Origin of the sequence: Ciceribacter sp. L1K23, assembly GCF_018122705.1 — a bacterium.
Lineage (GTDB): Bacteria > Pseudomonadota > Alphaproteobacteria > Rhizobiales > Rhizobiaceae > Allorhizobium.
The window spans coordinates 74468-88273 of record NZ_JAGRRC010000002.1 but is presented as its reverse complement, the minus strand read 5'-3'; the positions used below and the strand labels follow the sequence as shown (position 1 = coordinate 88273).

Genomic DNA, 13806 nt, shown 5'->3' with positions numbered 1-13806 from the left:
TCATGGAAGCGCATGAAAAGGGCTATTTCACCGAGGAGACCTCCGTTGAAGTCGTCACTGGCCGCAACGCCAACGCCAAGGACGAGCGGCTGAAGCAGGTGATGGAAGTCATCACCCGCAAACTGCACGAGGCGGTCAAGGAACTGGAGCCGACGCAGGACGAGTGGATGGAGGCGATCCTCTTCCTCACCCGCACCGGCCAGATGTGCAATGAATGGCGGCAGGAATTCATCCTGCTGTCAGACGTGCTTGGCGTCTCCATGCTGGTGGACGCGGTCAACAATCGTAAACCCTCGGGTGCTTCGGAAAGCACGGTGCTCGGCCCCTTCCATGTGGCCGATGCCCCCGAATTGCCGATGGGCGCCAATATCTGCCTGGATTCCAAGGGCGAGGACATGGTGATCGAGGGCCGCATCCTCGACACAGAGGGCAAGCCGATCGCGGGTGCCGTGATCGATGTGTGGCAGGCCAATGACGAGGGCTTCTACGATGTCCAGCAGAAGGGTATCCAGCCCGACTTCAACCTTCGCGGCGTCTTCCGCACCGGGCCGGATGGGCATTACTGGTTCCGCGCAGTGAAGCCGAAATTCTACCCGATCCCTGACGACGGCCCGGTCGGCCAGTTGCTCGGCAAGCTGGGTCGCCACCCCTACCGGCCAGCCCATCTGCACTACATCATCAAGGCAGAGGGATACGATTCGCTGGTCACCCACATCTTCGATCCGGACGATCGGTATATCCATTCGGATGCCGTCTTCGGCGTCAAGGAAAGCCTGCTGGCGAAATTCGACCGTCGAAAAGACCCGCAGCGCGCCGCCGCCTACGGCTTTACCGAAGAGTTTTGGGAAGTGAAACACGACTTCGTGCTGGTTCGTAAGGACTGAAATCCGCAGTCCGGCACCGCCCTATCCCGAGCATCCGCTGATCGCTGACGACCGGACACGAAAAAATCCTCGACCACCGGGCCGAGGATGAGATCTTAGCCGGAATGTGACATACGAGGGCGCAAGCCGCGCCCTCGATGCCTCCTCAGGCCAGGGCTTCCATCTGACCGGCCACCGGAATATTCGGCGCGGTCTTGTTGTCGACGATGACGAGCTCGAAGGTGCCATCGTCCTTACGCCGCCACTGGCCGCCGACCAGCGGCGTCTTGGTGACGTTTTTGGCGGCGAACGGCGGTACACCCTGGCCGTTCCACTCGACATGACCGACGATCGTATCGACTTTTGAAGCGGCAATAGCAGCTGCAACACCTTCCGCATCCGTCACGTCATCCACGCGGCCCATGACATCGGTCGCCATTTCGAACAGCGAATGAATGAAGCCGATCGGCTGGGTCCAGGGGCGGCCAGTCTTCGCGGTGAAATCGGCAGCGAGTTCGCCCGCGCTCTGGCCCGTCAACGACGATTTGAAAGGGTGCTGCGCCGACCACCAGACTTCCGATGATAGGTTATGGCCCGCAGGCCCAAGCGTTTCGACCGATTGCGGGAAGAGGATTGCCTTGGCGACCGTGACCGCCTTCGGATTGAAACCCTGCTGTTTGGCCTGGTTCCAGAAAGTCGTGAAATCGGGCGGAATAACGACGCCGGTGATGATGTCACATTGGCCCTGCCTGAAGGCGTTGACTTGGGCGGTGAAGTCGTCCGTCAGGTTCTGGTAGCGACCCGGATCGAGAAGCCCGAAGCCGGCCTGTGCCAGTCCCGGCTTCAAGCCGACATTCGGATCGCCCCAGGCATTGCCGTCGGCATCATTGGGGAAGAGGCCGCCGACCTTTCTGTTGGTATCGAGCTGACTCCACATGTTCGTGAAGACGGCGATGACGTCCTCCAGCCCCCAGAAGTAATGGTAAGCAAAGTCGAACGGCTTCCAGCTCTCCGGATCGCCTGGATTGCCCTGCTGGCCTATGAACCAGGGCTGCCATGGAGCCTTGGTCGAAATGCAGGGCATGCCCTCGGCCTCACAGGTCGTTGCAACCGGATTGGTGTTCTCCGGGGTCGAGGCGACCAGCATGAGGTTGATCTCGTCCGACAGGATCAGTTCCTTCGCCACGTCAGCGGCACGGTTCGGATTCGACTGGCTGTCCTTGACGATGATTTCGAAGTTCTTGCCTGCCTCGGTCGCGAGGAATGAGGCGATATTATAGGCGTCGCTTTCCCCGAAGCTCGCCAGCGGCCCGGTCTGCGGGCTGACATAGCCGAGCCTGATCTTGGCCCCTTGAGCGATCGCTGGTGCTGCGAGGCCTCCGAAGCCATAGGCGAGACCAGTGGCGGCCCCTGCCTTCAGCAGTTTTCTGCGCGTAATCATGCTGTCCTCCTCCCGTTGTGTCTTTGAAACTAAGCCGCGACGCGGCGAAATGGCCGGCTCCCCTCCGCAAGATCCTGAAGCATGGCATCAAGCGCCGCGACCTCCATCTCGGACGCCTGATGCGTTCGTCCCGGAAAGAGCTCACACCGCAGCCTCGCCCGCGCCCTCCCAAGCGCCTCGGAAGCTTCAGCAAAGGCGTGGACAGGTATCCAGGGATCCTGATCCGAACCTGTGAGATAGACGGGCATGCCGTCGAGATCGCGCTCCGGGCGCGTGTCCGAAGACTGGCCGACCCGACAGCCCGTCAGATTGACCATGGCCCCATTCCAGGGGCCATAGGTCATCGCATATTCAAGCGACAGGCAGGCGCCCTGGCTGAAGCCACCGATGAGAAGCGGCTTGTCCCGGCCTCCGGCCTGTCGCAGGGCCCCCGCCAGCCCGTGAAGATAGTCAAGTGAAGTGCCCAACTCGCTGCGCGTTGCCTCTGTCAGGGCATCCGTGGCACGTGCCGCATACCAGGATTTTTCCGCAGCGCGCGGGAGACAGAAGGACACGCTGCGCACGGAGAGCCGTCCAATAACCTGCTCAATCATGTCCTCGGGCGATTGGGTGCGCCCGTGGACGAATACGCAAAGCACATCCGCATCCTCTGGCGCCAGACCCATGATCAGCGGCTCGCCATGATTGGCCATGATCGCCCCCCGGTCAGAAGTTGGCAGGTTCGAGGCCGGCAATCAGTTCCTCACGGCGGTCCTCGAACCACGGCGGGAAGACGAGCGTGGAGCCGATCGCATCCGCCGGCTCATCCTTTGCCCAGCCCCCCTCGACCGACCATGCGATCTCAAACAGCGCGCCGCCTGGCGAGCGCACATAGCAGGACTTGAAATAGTTGCGGTCCTTCTGGTCGGAAACATCGGTGAAACCCAGCCCTTCGATGTGAGCCTTAAGCTTCAACTGGTTCTCCTCGTTGACAGTGTTGAGCGCCAGATGATGGATGGTGCCGCCCGAGAGCGTCCAAGTGCCCTGTGGCCCGGTCGGCTGGTGCAACACTTCGACCATGCTTGACGGCCCACCATTGTTGGGAACCGAGAACATCAGGCCCTCGTCGCTGTCGGCCTCCTTTTTCATCGAAAGGCCGACCGTCAGGAAGTCGTCCATCGAGGTGCGGTCGAAGACGGCGATCGCCGCGCCGTAGATACCGCGGATGCCATGGGCCGCGCCGATCCCCTCGCTGGCATTGGCGATCGGCTCGCGCGTATCAGCCGGGCTTTCCACCAGTTCGTGATCAATCCCGCAAGGATGGGCGAGCGCAACACGCGTCAAGCCGAAACGACTGGTCTTCTTTGCCGCAATGCCCCTCTGGTTCAGGCGATCGACCCAGAAGTCGGCCGCGCCCGCCGGAATGGAAAGCTGGATGATCTTCGACTGGTTAGTGCCGCGCTTGCCGTAGATTCCCGGTTTCCTGAAGGGGAATGTGGTGACGATCGTCGAGGGATCGCCACTCCGAGCACCGTAGTACAGGTGATAGACGGGGATCACTCCGTCAAAAAGCACGGTTCGCTTGATCGAGTGCAGGCCAAGCGTCTTCGTGTAGAAATCGTAATCCTCCTGTGCGCCGTCTGTGCTCAGCGTCAGATGGTGGTATCCCGATATGAGCGACATGCTTTTCTCCTCCTCGCTGCGCGGGCGGGTTTGGAGCCGATATGGACCGAACGGGCCCTCCCGCAGCGTAGCTGCTGCACCCGTCCTCCTCCTGTCCGACCGGATCCTTCCCGATGATCCGACTATATATATGCGGGGACTAGCTGTTGATAAAATTGCTTATGTCCTGTATAGCAAATTGCTATGAAGATTGATGAGCGCCATCTTGTGCAGCTCGCGGCGGTCGCGGAAACCGGGGGCGTCACGGAAGGCGCAGCGCTGCTCGGAATGACCCAGCCTGCGGTGTCGCGCACATTGTCGATGCTCGAGCGGCGGGTTGGCGAACCACTGTTTACACCAGGGAAACGTCCGCTTCAGCTGACCCCGCTCGGGCAGCAGCTTGCAATACAGGGCCGCTCCATCCTGAGTGCCTCGCGCAAGGCGGCCGAGATCGTTCGCAGTTTCCAATCCGGCACGGCAGGCCGTATCAAGGTTGGGGGCGTTCCGTTCTTCATGGACGCGGTTATCTCGCAGATGATCGCGTCCTTCCAGCTGCGCGAACGCGACATCATGGTCGAGCAGTCCTACGGCAACTTGCCGGACCTTCTGACGGAGCTTGACTCCAGCCAGATCGACGTCGCGATCACACCGATAGGCAGCACCGATCTCAAGGCCGATTTCGATTTCCAGCCGATCCTTCCAGGTCGAAACGTTTTGACCTGTGCTGTCGGCCATCCGCTTCTGCGCAGAAGACGGCTGAGCATAGACGACATCATCACCTATCCTTGGGTGGCGCCGCTACCCGGATCGCCGCTTGTGCTCGACCTCCACAATATCCTCATCACGCTCGGCATCAGCGAACTCCAGGTTCGCTATTCGGGCGGCTCGCTCCTGTCCGTCGTCAACTACATCGCATCGACCGACGCACTGGCGATCCTTCCACACTCCGTGGTCTTTTCGTTCAAGGGCGAAAACAAGATATCGATCGTTCCCGTCGACATTCCCCAGCCGGAGCGTACGCTCGGCATCATCACCAAACGCAAGACCTATCCAAACCCGGCTTGCCGAAAGTTCCAGGATCATATCGTCAGGGAATTCACGGACCTCAAGAAGGTCATCGAGAGACACGAAAAGTCGATAGTCTGGGGACAGGGTCCATTCCTGCCGGAGCGTGAACGATCAGATTGAGGCAGTTTTCAGTTCCCGTCTGGTCAACCTAACTCTACCGAGGGCGAACGACCTCCGCCCCGCGATCCTTCAACTCGTCAATCGACGCAATACCCATCAGCGCAAGGCTGATCAAGATCTCCCGCGCAAGAATCCCGATGACGTCGGTCACGCCCTGCTGACCGGCGGCGGAAAGTCCATAGGCATAGGCACGGCCGAGCATCACCCCGTCCGCGCCGAGCCCGATCGCCTTGATGATATCGCTGCCGCGACGAATGCCGCCATCCAGCATGAGGCAGAAGTCCGGGCCTACCGCAGCGCGGATGGCCGGAAGCGCCCGAATCGTGCTCGACGCCCCGTCCAGTTGCCTGCCGCCATGATTGGAAATCACCACGCCGTCGCAGCCGATATCGCGCGCCCGCACCGCATCCTCGGGGGCAAGAACACCCTTGATAACAAGCTTGCCCGTCCATCTCTCCCTGAGCCAGGCGATATCCTTCCAGGACAGGGACTTGTCGATCCGACGGGAGAGGTTTGCTGCCTGCTCCAGCGCGCCTCGACCGAATTCGGGCCGGTGCTCGATGGCCCGAACCGAGGGCATACCGGAAAGCGCGACATCGGCGAGCCAGCGTGGCTTCATCGCCAGACGCGCGGTAAGACCCGGCGTGAGGCGTGTCAGCGAGCGAAACCCGTTGCGCACGTCCCGTTCCCGGATACCGGTGATCGCCGTGTCGACAGTCACGAACAGCGTATCCACACCGGTGCGTTCCGCCGATTGCAGGAACTCCTCGCAAAGCGATCGATCCTCCAGCACATAAAGCTGGAAATGCAGCACCCCGTCGGTGACCGCCCGGAGGTCGGCAAGCGAGGCGATGGAAAAGGTCGATAGGCAGAACGGGATGCCGGCGGCGCGGGCCGCACGCACGGCCTTCTCTTCTCCCTTGCCGGCATAGAGCCCGAGAAACCCGACCGGGCCCAGCATGAACGGAAGCGGATGACGAGCACCTAGAAAATCGGTGGAGAGATCCTGCGGACGCGGCTCGACCAGGACGTTTTGGCGCAACTCCAACTCCGCGAAATCCGCCCGGTTGGCGCGCATCGTCAGTTCGTCGAACGATCCGCCGTCAATATAGTCGAAGAAGATTTTCGGCAGACGGCGGCGGGCGAGATCGCGGAAGTCGTGAACGTTGACCGGCGTCATGTCAGTCCCTGTCGGGATCGATCAGGTCGAAGAACCGGGACATGGCATCCTCGCCCGCCACCGGTTCGCTGCCGGCCATGACCGCGATCGAAAGACCAAGCAGCGAAGACACCGGGTTATGGGTGGTAACGCCGGCGCGCAGGTTCATCACCAGCGTCGGGCAGAGGAACAGCCCGAGCCGCACGACCCGCCGCCAATCCACCGGAAGCATGTCCCGCGCCTTCAGTTTCGCAAGCAGCGGACGCCACAAGGCTTCGGCCTTCAGGTCGAGAAGGGCTTTGCGCACCGGACTTGGTTCGAAGTCGGTGGTGACGCGGAAGAGATCTCCGTCGAGTATAGCACTCGCCTTGTACCGCTGCGCCGCCATGGCCGGGTCATAGAGCCACAACGGGTGGGCGAGAGCGTTGTGGAACGTCGTCTTAACCTCGGCGAGTAGCGTCGGAATGTTCTCGCCGGCAAAGGCGGGGTCGAAGAAGGAGAGTTTTGCCTCGCCGTCCTGCTCTTCGTACCAGACATTGGCGTTGTGGGCGTCGCCATGCGCCGTCACGCCGCCCGCATCCGCCAGACGCTGAGGCGCCAGCTGGTCATGCGCTGCGTCGAAAAGCGCCCCGATGCTGTCGCGATATTCAATGCCGTTCACGACGAACCGGCAACGCGACAGCGTATCCCAGTCGACGGCCAAACCGGGGAACTCAAAGCTTTTTCCGACATAGAAGCTTGCCATCCGTCCGCCCGGATAAGCGCCCGTCGGTGGATCGATCAGCCGCTGGTGGAACAGGCGATGCACCGGCTCGGCAGTCACCTGCTCGGCGGTTACCGGATGCAGCGTGTCGAGATAGACCTTCAGGACCGCCTCGCTCAGCCGGCGTTCCGCCTCTACGGCTCTTTGCCTTGCCACGGGATCGTCCTCTAGGTCCAGTGCCCTTAGGACGTCGGAGAACCGGGGATCGGTCCGCCGGCGGTAAACAAGGATCTGTTCTCCCGGAAGCACCGACATCAGCAGCGGCTGATCGACCGGAAGACCGGCGCGGGCAAGAATATCGGCCCGGTAATACTCGCCGTTCATCGCTTCCTCACCCTCCTCCTGGTGAAATTTGAAGAAGAAGGCGCCGTCGGCAGTCTCGAAGAAGCCGTTGAGCGAGTTCAGGCTGTACTGGTCGTGGTTGATCGTGACGTTTTCCGCGTTGATCTGGAACAGATCCCGCAGCAGGTCGGCAAGCAGCCGTTCCGCCCTGCCGTCCCCGGCTTTGGCGATTTTCCTGATTTCTGCGGTGCGACTTGTGGGCTGTCTCATAATTTTTCCAATAGGTCTTTCTGGCGCCGGGATCGATGTCACTTGCCACCGTGCAGGTAGCGGCTGCCGAGCGAATAGCGGCTGCCGACATAGGTCAGCGTGTTGACGGTGGCGATGACCGGCCCGGTCCAGGTCTTGCGATGGAGGACAAGGCAGCAGTCTGCGGGGCGGATGTGCAGCAACCGTGCCTGATCCTCCCCGGCCGGCAGGGCGCTGATAAGATGCTCAACTTCGGTCAACGGCGTGGCGTTTTGTAGGTAGTCATAGGTGGCGATGGTCGTAAAATCCTGCTCGACATAGCCTGAAACGAGGTCGGGATTGACGTAGCGCTCCTCGAGCTGAACCGGCAGGTCGTTCTCGAAATGGATGACGACCGAATGATCGACAGGCTTTACCGTCTCGAATTCGAAAGCGAGCAGCAATTCCGGATCGGGCCGTTCGATGCGTTCCAGCACGACCACCTCGGCCCGATGACGGCTGCCGCGCGCCTTTATCTCGGTGATGATGTTGCTGATCTCGATGAGCGTCGATTGCGGCTTCGGCGGCGCGACGAAAGTACCAACGCCCTGAATACGCCGGAGATGGCCTTCGGAGGTCAACTCGCGGAGCGCCCGGTTGACGGTCATACGCGAAACGCCGAGGGCGGAGACGAGTTCGTTCTCCGACGGCAGCCGGCTGTTGCGGCTCCATTTGCCGCTGCCGATATTGCCGAGGACGAAATCCTTCACCTTCTCGTAGAGCGGCGAGGCGGAATCCGAGAGCGTATTCATGTTCACTGTCTCCACTGCCGCCCCGAAAGGCCGTCTCCGGGATGACGTGACGGACCAGATCTAGCCCGCCACCTCGATGATCGTCTTGAGCGCCTTGCTCTCGCCGCGCAGCAGGCGTTCATAAGCCTTAGGCACGTCGTCGAGCGACGGAAGCACCTCGATGAAACGTTGCAGCGCGGGTGCGAGATCGGCCAGCAGGCCCACAGCTTCCGGCAATTCGTCTGCGAAGGCATGGCAGCCGACGAGCGAAATCTCGCGCTCGACCAAGACGTTGGGGTCGAAATCGAGCTTGCCATGACTGATGCCGACCAGTGCCAGCGCTCCGCCGCCCGACAGGAGATCGAGCGCCCGGGCAATCGCCTGAATGCTGCCGGTCGCATCCAGCGCATGGCGAAGCCGCCCGCCGGAAAGCGCCGTTTCAATCTCGTCCTTGTCGAGACCGACGACCGAGCCGCCGGTCACGCTTGCGACCAGATCAGCCTTCTCGGCATTCAGATCGGCAAGCAGCAACGGTCCATCATGGAGCCGTGACAAGAGCAGAGCGCTCAACCCGCCGATCGTGCCGCAGCCGATCACGAGAACAGGCTCGCCGGCCGGAACAGCAAGGCGACGGACCGCATGCAATGCCACTGCCAGCGGTTCGGCCATGGCTGCGATATGCGCAGGAAGCTCCGCATCATGTCGGACGAGCAATCGCGCCGGCAACTGCACGGCCTCGGCGAAACCGCCGTCACAAACCTCGCCGACGAAACCGAGCGCCTCGCAGACATTGCTTCGGCCGCTTGTGCAGGCCGGACAAGTGCCGCACCAAATGCGCGAATCGGCGGAAACCACGTCACCGACAGAGAAATCGCTGACACCGTCGCCGACCGCTGTCACGCGACCGCAGAACTCATGCCCCGCGGTAGACGGGCGTCGCGAGATCCACTGGCCGGTGCGATAGTTGTGCAGGTCTGAGCCGCAGATGCCGGCGGCGCGGACCTCGATATTGACGAAGCCTGCCGGCGGAGTAGCCGGCGCGGCCACCTCCTCCACCCTCAGATCCTTCGCATCGAAAAGCCGTACCGCCTTCATGGCTCAGCCACCCTTCTTCAGATAGGCGTCGCGCACCGGCGAGACTGCAAGCGCATGCGACGAGAAACCTTCGTAGATCGCCAGATTATGCGAGTGTTGGGCGAACTCCGGATAAGCAGGCGCCGTGACATAACCGATCGAACTGCGCTTGACGAAATCCGTGACCGACAGCGGCCCGAAGGTCCGCGCCCAGCGGCTGGTCGGCAGCACGGCATTCGGACCGAGCGAGAAGTTGGCGATGCTGACAGGCGTATGGGTACCCATCAGGATTTCGGACGCCTCGGTTATGTGACCGAGATGGATGAAAGGCTCTTCAGACAGAAGCTCCAGATGCTCGGGAGCGTAGGCGTTGACGAAGGCGTAGCTCTCCTCGATCGACGACGTGAGAACGATGCCACCGGTCTTGCCGGTCAGGACAGCGGTAGAGAAGGCGACGCGTTGTTCCGTCATCCGCGCCCAATGCTCGGGCAGAGCCGCCAATGCCTCCTCGGCAACCCGACGGCTATGGGTAACGAGATAGGCTGACGAGTCAGGTCCATGCTCCGCCTCGATCAGCAGGTCGAGCGCCGCAAGACCGCCATGTACCGTATCGTCGGCAAGGATCATCACCTCGGAGGGACCTGCCGGAAGACCGGTGTCGATCACACCCGACAACGAGCGCTTGGCGGCAACCACCCACGGACTGCCCGGACCGACGATTTTCAACGCCGGCTTTACGGTTTCGGTACCGTAGGCGACGGCGGCCACGGCCTGCGCGCCACCGACCTTGTAGACGGTCTCGACACCAGCGAGACGAGCGGCGACGAGCGTCGCGGCATCGACCGAACCATCCGGCGCCGGCGGCGTCACGATGGAAAGATTGGGCACGCCGGCGACCACGGCCGGGACAGAAGTCATCATGGTTACCGAGGGAAACGAACCCTTGCCGCGAGGAACGTAAAGCGCGACCGACTGGATCGGCGTGAACCGATCGCCGGCAAAGGCACCGGGACGGATTTCCTTCAGCCACATCGCTTCGGGTTTCTGCTCTTCATGGAAGTGTCGAATATTGTCGATGCCGAACTGGATCGACTCAATGACGCTCTTGTCGACCAGCTTGAAGGCGGCATCGAACTCGGCCTCGGTGACCTTGAGATTGGCTTCGGTCACATCCGCCTTGTCGAGTTCGCGACCGAAACGGGCGAGCGCCTTGTCGCCCTCGGTGCGCACGGCTTCCAGGATAGGCGCGACCTTTTCGATGAAGCTCGAAATATCGGTCTCCGAGCGGCGCAGCAGGGCGGCCTTCTCATCGGCACTAAGCTTGGAGTATTCGTAGAAAGACACATGGGTCATCGTCTTGTCCTTGGTATGGGGCCGGCAAGTGCCGAAGGCTCATTTCGATTTGAGGAAGATGTCGAGACCAACGAGGCGGTCGAGCAGCGCGATCGCCAGACCGGCGCAGGCGATGAAGACCACCGAGATAGCGGCGAGATCCGGCGTGATGATCGAGCGGATGGAATTGTAGATCTGCACCGGCAGCGTGACGCTGCGGGCATCCACCAGAAGCAGGCTCACCAGAAACTCGTTGAGCGCCAGGATGAACATCAGCAGCGATCCGGTGATCACGCCCGGCAGGACCGCCGGCAGGGTGATGTAGAGGAAGCGCTGCAGCGGCGGCGCCCCGCAATTTGCGGCCGCCAGTTCAAGGTCGGGCGACAGGTTGCTGGCGCTCGCCGTCACCGCCCAGATCATGAAGGGCAGGTTGATGACGCAACAGGCGATACCGAGCGGCCAGAGCTGACCGACAACGCCCATCTCGCCGAAGACGAGCATCATCCCGATACCGGAGCCGATCAGCGGGATGGTGAACGGCAGGAGCAGGTAAACCTGGATCGTATTCGCAAACCGTACCCGGTATTTCGCCAGCGCGATGCCGGCGAGCGTGCCGACGGGAATGGCGATTGCGGTACATATTGTGGCGACGATCAGGGATCGCACGAAGGCCTGTCGCAGATCGGCCGCCTGCGCGATCTTGCTGTACCATTGCAATGACAGGCCATCCGGCGGGAAGGTAATGATGTTGCCGGCCGTAAACGATGCTCCGAGCACGACGATGGTCGGCGCCGAGAGCATGACGAGCGCTGTAGCGACAAAGGCCCAGAGCGTAATGGTTTTGCTGCGGCTGCCGGTCATTTGCGCGTCTCCCCTAGAGCGAGCGTCCCGGCACCGAACAGGGTGAACACCACGCCGACCAGGATGGAGCCGACCGCCACAAGCAGCAGCGACAGCGTGGCGCCCAGTCCTTGGTCGGAGGTGCGGAAAAACTGGTCGTAAATCGCGTTGGCGATGAAATCTTGCGTCCCGCCGCCGAGAATGGCGGGAATGGCAAAATCGGTCAGCGACAGCGTCACGACAACAAGACCAGCACCGACCAGTCCAGGCCGGGAAAGAGGAAGTACGACATGGCGGAAGGTGCGGACCCAACCGGCGCCAAGCGATGCGGCGGCCGATTCCAGCTCGCTGGGGATCGCCGTCAGCGCCGGCGCCAGCATCAGCACGGCGAATGGCAGCATGTACTGGACGAGACCGAAAAGCACCGCTGGGTAGTTGTAAAGGAGACGCATCGGCGGCACGCCGACAAGTCCAAGCGCTTCGTTGACCATGCCCTGGTTGCCGAGAATGATCAGCCAGCCGTAGGCGCGCACCACCTGGCCGATGAAGAACGGAAGAAACAGTGCAACGAGCAGAAACTTGCGCAGCGCGGAGGACGGCGTGCGCACCATCAGGTAGGCATAGGGAAAGGCGAACAGCAGCGTGATTGCCGTGACGATCACCGATCCCATCAGGCTGCGGCCGGCAACGGTCGCAAAAAAGCTCTCCGTCAACGCCCGCTGATAATTGGCGATCGTATAGTTCTCCGACATCAGGAAGGTCGTTGTATCGAGCGTCCTCAAACTGGTGTCGCCGATCTGGAAAAGACCGAGCACAAGCAGACCCACCAGCACCACGGCAGGCAGCAGCATCAGGTATGGAAGGCCTCGTTGAAAGCTCGACGGCCAGATCATGGCCGCAAGGCGTTCAAGCACATCCATGACGCGCCACGTCAGGGGATATGCGGCACGGGGAGCGCGCATGTTACCGATCCTCGGGGTGGGTCCCAGCGAAAGCGCGAAGCGACTTTGCTACGGACCGCATATCAATTCATCTCTCAAAGTGCCCGCCGCCAGAGGGGAAGCGGCGGGCAGGCAGGACCATCAGCCCTGCATGATTTCCTTGAACTTGGCGAACCACTGGCTCTCGTTCTCGACCTGAACCTTGGCGGAGATGCGGATCAGGTGCTTGAAGTCCTCTTCCGTCGTCGGATAGGAGGGGTCGCCGACGAGATCGGCCGGCGGAGTGATGCCGGGTATGACGCCGGGCAGACCAAGGCCATCAAGCCAGATCTGCTGCGCTTCCTTGGTCAGAGCGTGGTTGATGTATTGCTTGGCCCAGTACAGCTCGTTTTCCGGCAACCCCTTCGGAATCCACAGACCGTCAGTATCGAACTTGGCGCCCTCCTCCGGCACGACCCAGGCGATGTCGATGCCGTTCTTCTTGGCTTCGCGGGCATTGGTCGAGATGGTGCAAGCGGCATCGATTTCGCCGTTCTGGAACCAGGTCGTGAAATCCGGATCCTCGCCGAGCAGAGGCTGCTGCTCCTTGATTTTCGCGATGAAGTCCCAGGCAGGCTGCATGTTGTCCGGGATATCTTCCAGTTTGCCACCACCGGCAACCTGGGCCGGGAAGTGGAAGCCGATGCCATCATTGTAGAGCGCGATGCGGCCCTTGAGCTTCGGATCGAGCAAATCCTTCCAGGACTTCGGCGGACCGTCCGGGAACGCCGACGGACGATAGGCGAGCACGTAGACATAACCGTAAGTGTTGACGATCGGATAGCCGTCAAGGCCGACCGGCTTGGCGAGATCGGTGGCATCCTTGAGGTTTGGCAGGTCCGACAGGTCCTCGGTGACACCGCGCAGCGCCGACTTGGTGGCGTTGGTCGTCGTATCCCAGTTGATATGGATTGGCGGAACGCGACCCTGGGCGACCGCGGCCCAGACCTTCGGCTGGATTTCATTGTCTTCCGTCAGGTCGTGACGAACGGCAATGCCCGTCGCCTTGGTGAAGCTGTCGGAGACGCCGGCCTTCAGCGCGTCGACCCAGCTGCCACCCCAGGCGCGAACGATGATTTCGGCCGGCTTTTCCGGCTCTTGCGCGAACGCGCGGCTGACACCGAGGGTCGACAGGCCCGCCGAAGCACCGGCTGCGGCCATCGACGCCAGCAGCGTGCGGCGACGCATTTGCGCGGACAGGAATTTTTCATGCGACATGACTAG

General features: G+C 61.6%; 13 protein-coding genes. 2 read left to right on the top strand and 11 right to left on the bottom strand.

Going from position 1 to position 13806, the window contains the following annotated elements:
* Window positions 1-2: 2 nt before the first annotated feature.
* On the top strand, window positions 3-884 hold the full coding sequence (locus J5J10_RS19490) for an intradiol ring-cleavage dioxygenase (protein ID WP_211931362.1): 882 nt from the start codon (window positions 3-5) through the stop codon (window positions 882-884).
* 145 nt (window positions 885-1029) lie between these two features.
* On the opposite strand, the gene J5J10_RS19485 is transcribed toward J5J10_RS19490, so the two are convergent.
* The 3 genes from J5J10_RS19485 to J5J10_RS19475 are packed head-to-tail and all read right to left on the bottom strand — an operon-like array spanning window position 1030 to window position 3966.
* Window positions 1030-2304 (bottom strand): ABC transporter substrate-binding protein, encoded by a 1275-nt coding sequence (locus J5J10_RS19485; protein ID WP_211931361.1) that lies wholly within the window; start codon window positions 2302-2304, stop codon window positions 1030-1032.
* Between the two features lie 29 nt (window positions 2305-2333).
* Window positions 2334-2996: a phospholipase gene (locus J5J10_RS19480; protein ID WP_249116965.1), complete on the bottom strand. Its 663-nt coding sequence runs from the start codon at window positions 2994-2996 to the stop codon at window positions 2334-2336.
* Window positions 2997-3009: 13 nt separating this feature from the next.
* Entirely contained in the window at window positions 3010-3966 is a 957-nt protein-coding gene (locus J5J10_RS19475) for a VOC family protein (protein ID WP_211931360.1), read from the bottom strand.
* A 183-nt stretch (window positions 3967-4149) separates the two neighbouring features.
* On the opposite strand from J5J10_RS19475, the gene J5J10_RS19470 reads away from it, so the two are divergent.
* Window positions 4150-5133: a LysR family transcriptional regulator gene (locus J5J10_RS19470; RefSeq protein WP_211931359.1), complete on the top strand. Its 984-nt coding sequence runs from the start codon at window positions 4150-4152 to the stop codon at window positions 5131-5133.
* Between the two features lie 34 nt (window positions 5134-5167).
* Here the strand turns inward: J5J10_RS19470 and J5J10_RS19465 are convergent, their stop codons facing one another.
* The 8 genes from J5J10_RS19465 to J5J10_RS19430 form a co-directional block, all read right to left on the bottom strand.
* Window positions 5168-6313, bottom strand: coding sequence for an alpha-hydroxy acid oxidase (locus J5J10_RS19465; RefSeq protein WP_211931358.1), 1146 nt, complete (start codon window positions 6311-6313; stop codon window positions 5168-5170).
* 1 nt (window position 6314) lies between these two features.
* Window positions 6315-7607: a hypothetical protein gene (locus tag J5J10_RS19460; RefSeq protein WP_249116964.1), complete on the bottom strand. Its 1293-nt coding sequence runs from the start codon at window positions 7605-7607 to the stop codon at window positions 6315-6317.
* 38 nt (window positions 7608-7645) lie between these two features.
* Window positions 7646-8377, bottom strand: a complete 732-nt coding sequence (gene hutC, locus J5J10_RS19455) for a histidine utilization repressor (protein WP_211931357.1) — start codon at window positions 8375-8377, stop codon at window positions 7646-7648.
* A 60-nt stretch (window positions 8378-8437) separates the two neighbouring features.
* Entirely contained in the window at window positions 8438-9451 is a 1014-nt protein-coding gene (locus J5J10_RS19450; RefSeq protein ID WP_211931356.1) for a zinc-binding dehydrogenase, read from the bottom strand.
* Window positions 9452-9454: 3 nt separating this feature from the next.
* Window positions 9455-10783 (bottom strand): histidinol dehydrogenase, encoded by a 1329-nt coding sequence (gene hisD / locus J5J10_RS19445; RefSeq protein ID WP_211931355.1) that lies wholly within the window; start codon window positions 10781-10783, stop codon window positions 9455-9457.
* Window positions 10784-10822: 39 nt separating this feature from the next.
* Entirely contained in the window at window positions 10823-11623 is an 801-nt protein-coding gene (locus tag J5J10_RS19440; RefSeq protein WP_211931354.1) for an ABC transporter permease, read from the bottom strand.
* Window positions 11620-12564 carry an ABC transporter permease gene (locus J5J10_RS19435; RefSeq protein WP_208554208.1) on the bottom strand — a complete coding sequence of 315 codons (945 nt, stop codon included), beginning with the start codon at window positions 12562-12564 and terminating at the stop codon, window positions 11620-11622. The genes J5J10_RS19440 and J5J10_RS19435 overlap by 4 nt, the downstream gene beginning before the upstream one ends.
* Window positions 12565-12684: 120 nt before the next feature.
* Window positions 12685-13800 (bottom strand): PotD/PotF family extracellular solute-binding protein, encoded by a 1116-nt coding sequence (locus J5J10_RS19430; RefSeq protein WP_208554209.1) that lies wholly within the window; start codon window positions 13798-13800, stop codon window positions 12685-12687.
* Window positions 13801-13806 lie beyond the last annotated feature (6 nt).

Excerpts from the sequence above, each read along its gene's own strand:
- J5J10_RS19470 (WP_211931359.1), top strand. The coding sequence starts at position 4,150 with ATGAAGATTGATGAGCGCCATCTTGTGCAGCTCGCGGCGGTCGCGGAA.
- J5J10_RS19435 (WP_208554208.1), bottom strand. The coding sequence starts at position 12,564 with ATGCGCGCTCCCCGTGCCGCATATCCCCTGACGTGGCGCGTCATGGAT.
- J5J10_RS19440 (WP_211931354.1), bottom strand. The coding sequence starts at position 11,623 with ATGACCGGCAGCCGCAGCAAAACCATTACGCTCTGGGCCTTTGTCGCT.
- J5J10_RS19465 (WP_211931358.1), bottom strand. The coding sequence starts at position 6,313 with ATGACGCCGGTCAACGTTCACGACTTCCGCGATCTCGCCCGCCGCCGT.
- J5J10_RS19475 (WP_211931360.1), bottom strand. The coding sequence starts at position 3,966 with ATGTCGCTCATATCGGGATACCACCATCTGACGCTGAGCACAGACGGC.
- J5J10_RS19485 (WP_211931361.1), bottom strand. The coding sequence starts at position 2,304 with ATGATTACGCGCAGAAAACTGCTGAAGGCAGGGGCCGCCACTGGTCTC.
- J5J10_RS19460 (WP_249116964.1), bottom strand. The coding sequence starts at position 7,607 with ATGAGACAGCCCACAAGTCGCACCGCAGAAATCAGGAAAATCGCCAAA.
- J5J10_RS19480 (WP_249116965.1), bottom strand. The coding sequence starts at position 2,996 with ATGGCCAATCATGGCGAGCCGCTGATCATGGGTCTGGCGCCAGAGGAT.
- J5J10_RS19490 (WP_211931362.1), top strand. The coding sequence starts at position 3 with ATGGAAGCGCATGAAAAGGGCTATTTCACCGAGGAGACCTCCGTTGAA.
- J5J10_RS19430 (WP_208554209.1), bottom strand. The coding sequence starts at position 13,800 with ATGTCGCATGAAAAATTCCTGTCCGCGCAAATGCGTCGCCGCACGCTG.
- J5J10_RS19450 (WP_211931356.1), bottom strand. The coding sequence starts at position 9,451 with ATGAAGGCGGTACGGCTTTTCGATGCGAAGGATCTGAGGGTGGAGGAG.
- hisD (WP_211931355.1), bottom strand. The coding sequence starts at position 10,783 with ATGACCCATGTGTCTTTCTACGAATACTCCAAGCTTAGTGCCGATGAG.
- hutC (WP_211931357.1), bottom strand. The coding sequence starts at position 8,377 with ATGAATACGCTCTCGGATTCCGCCTCGCCGCTCTACGAGAAGGTGAAG.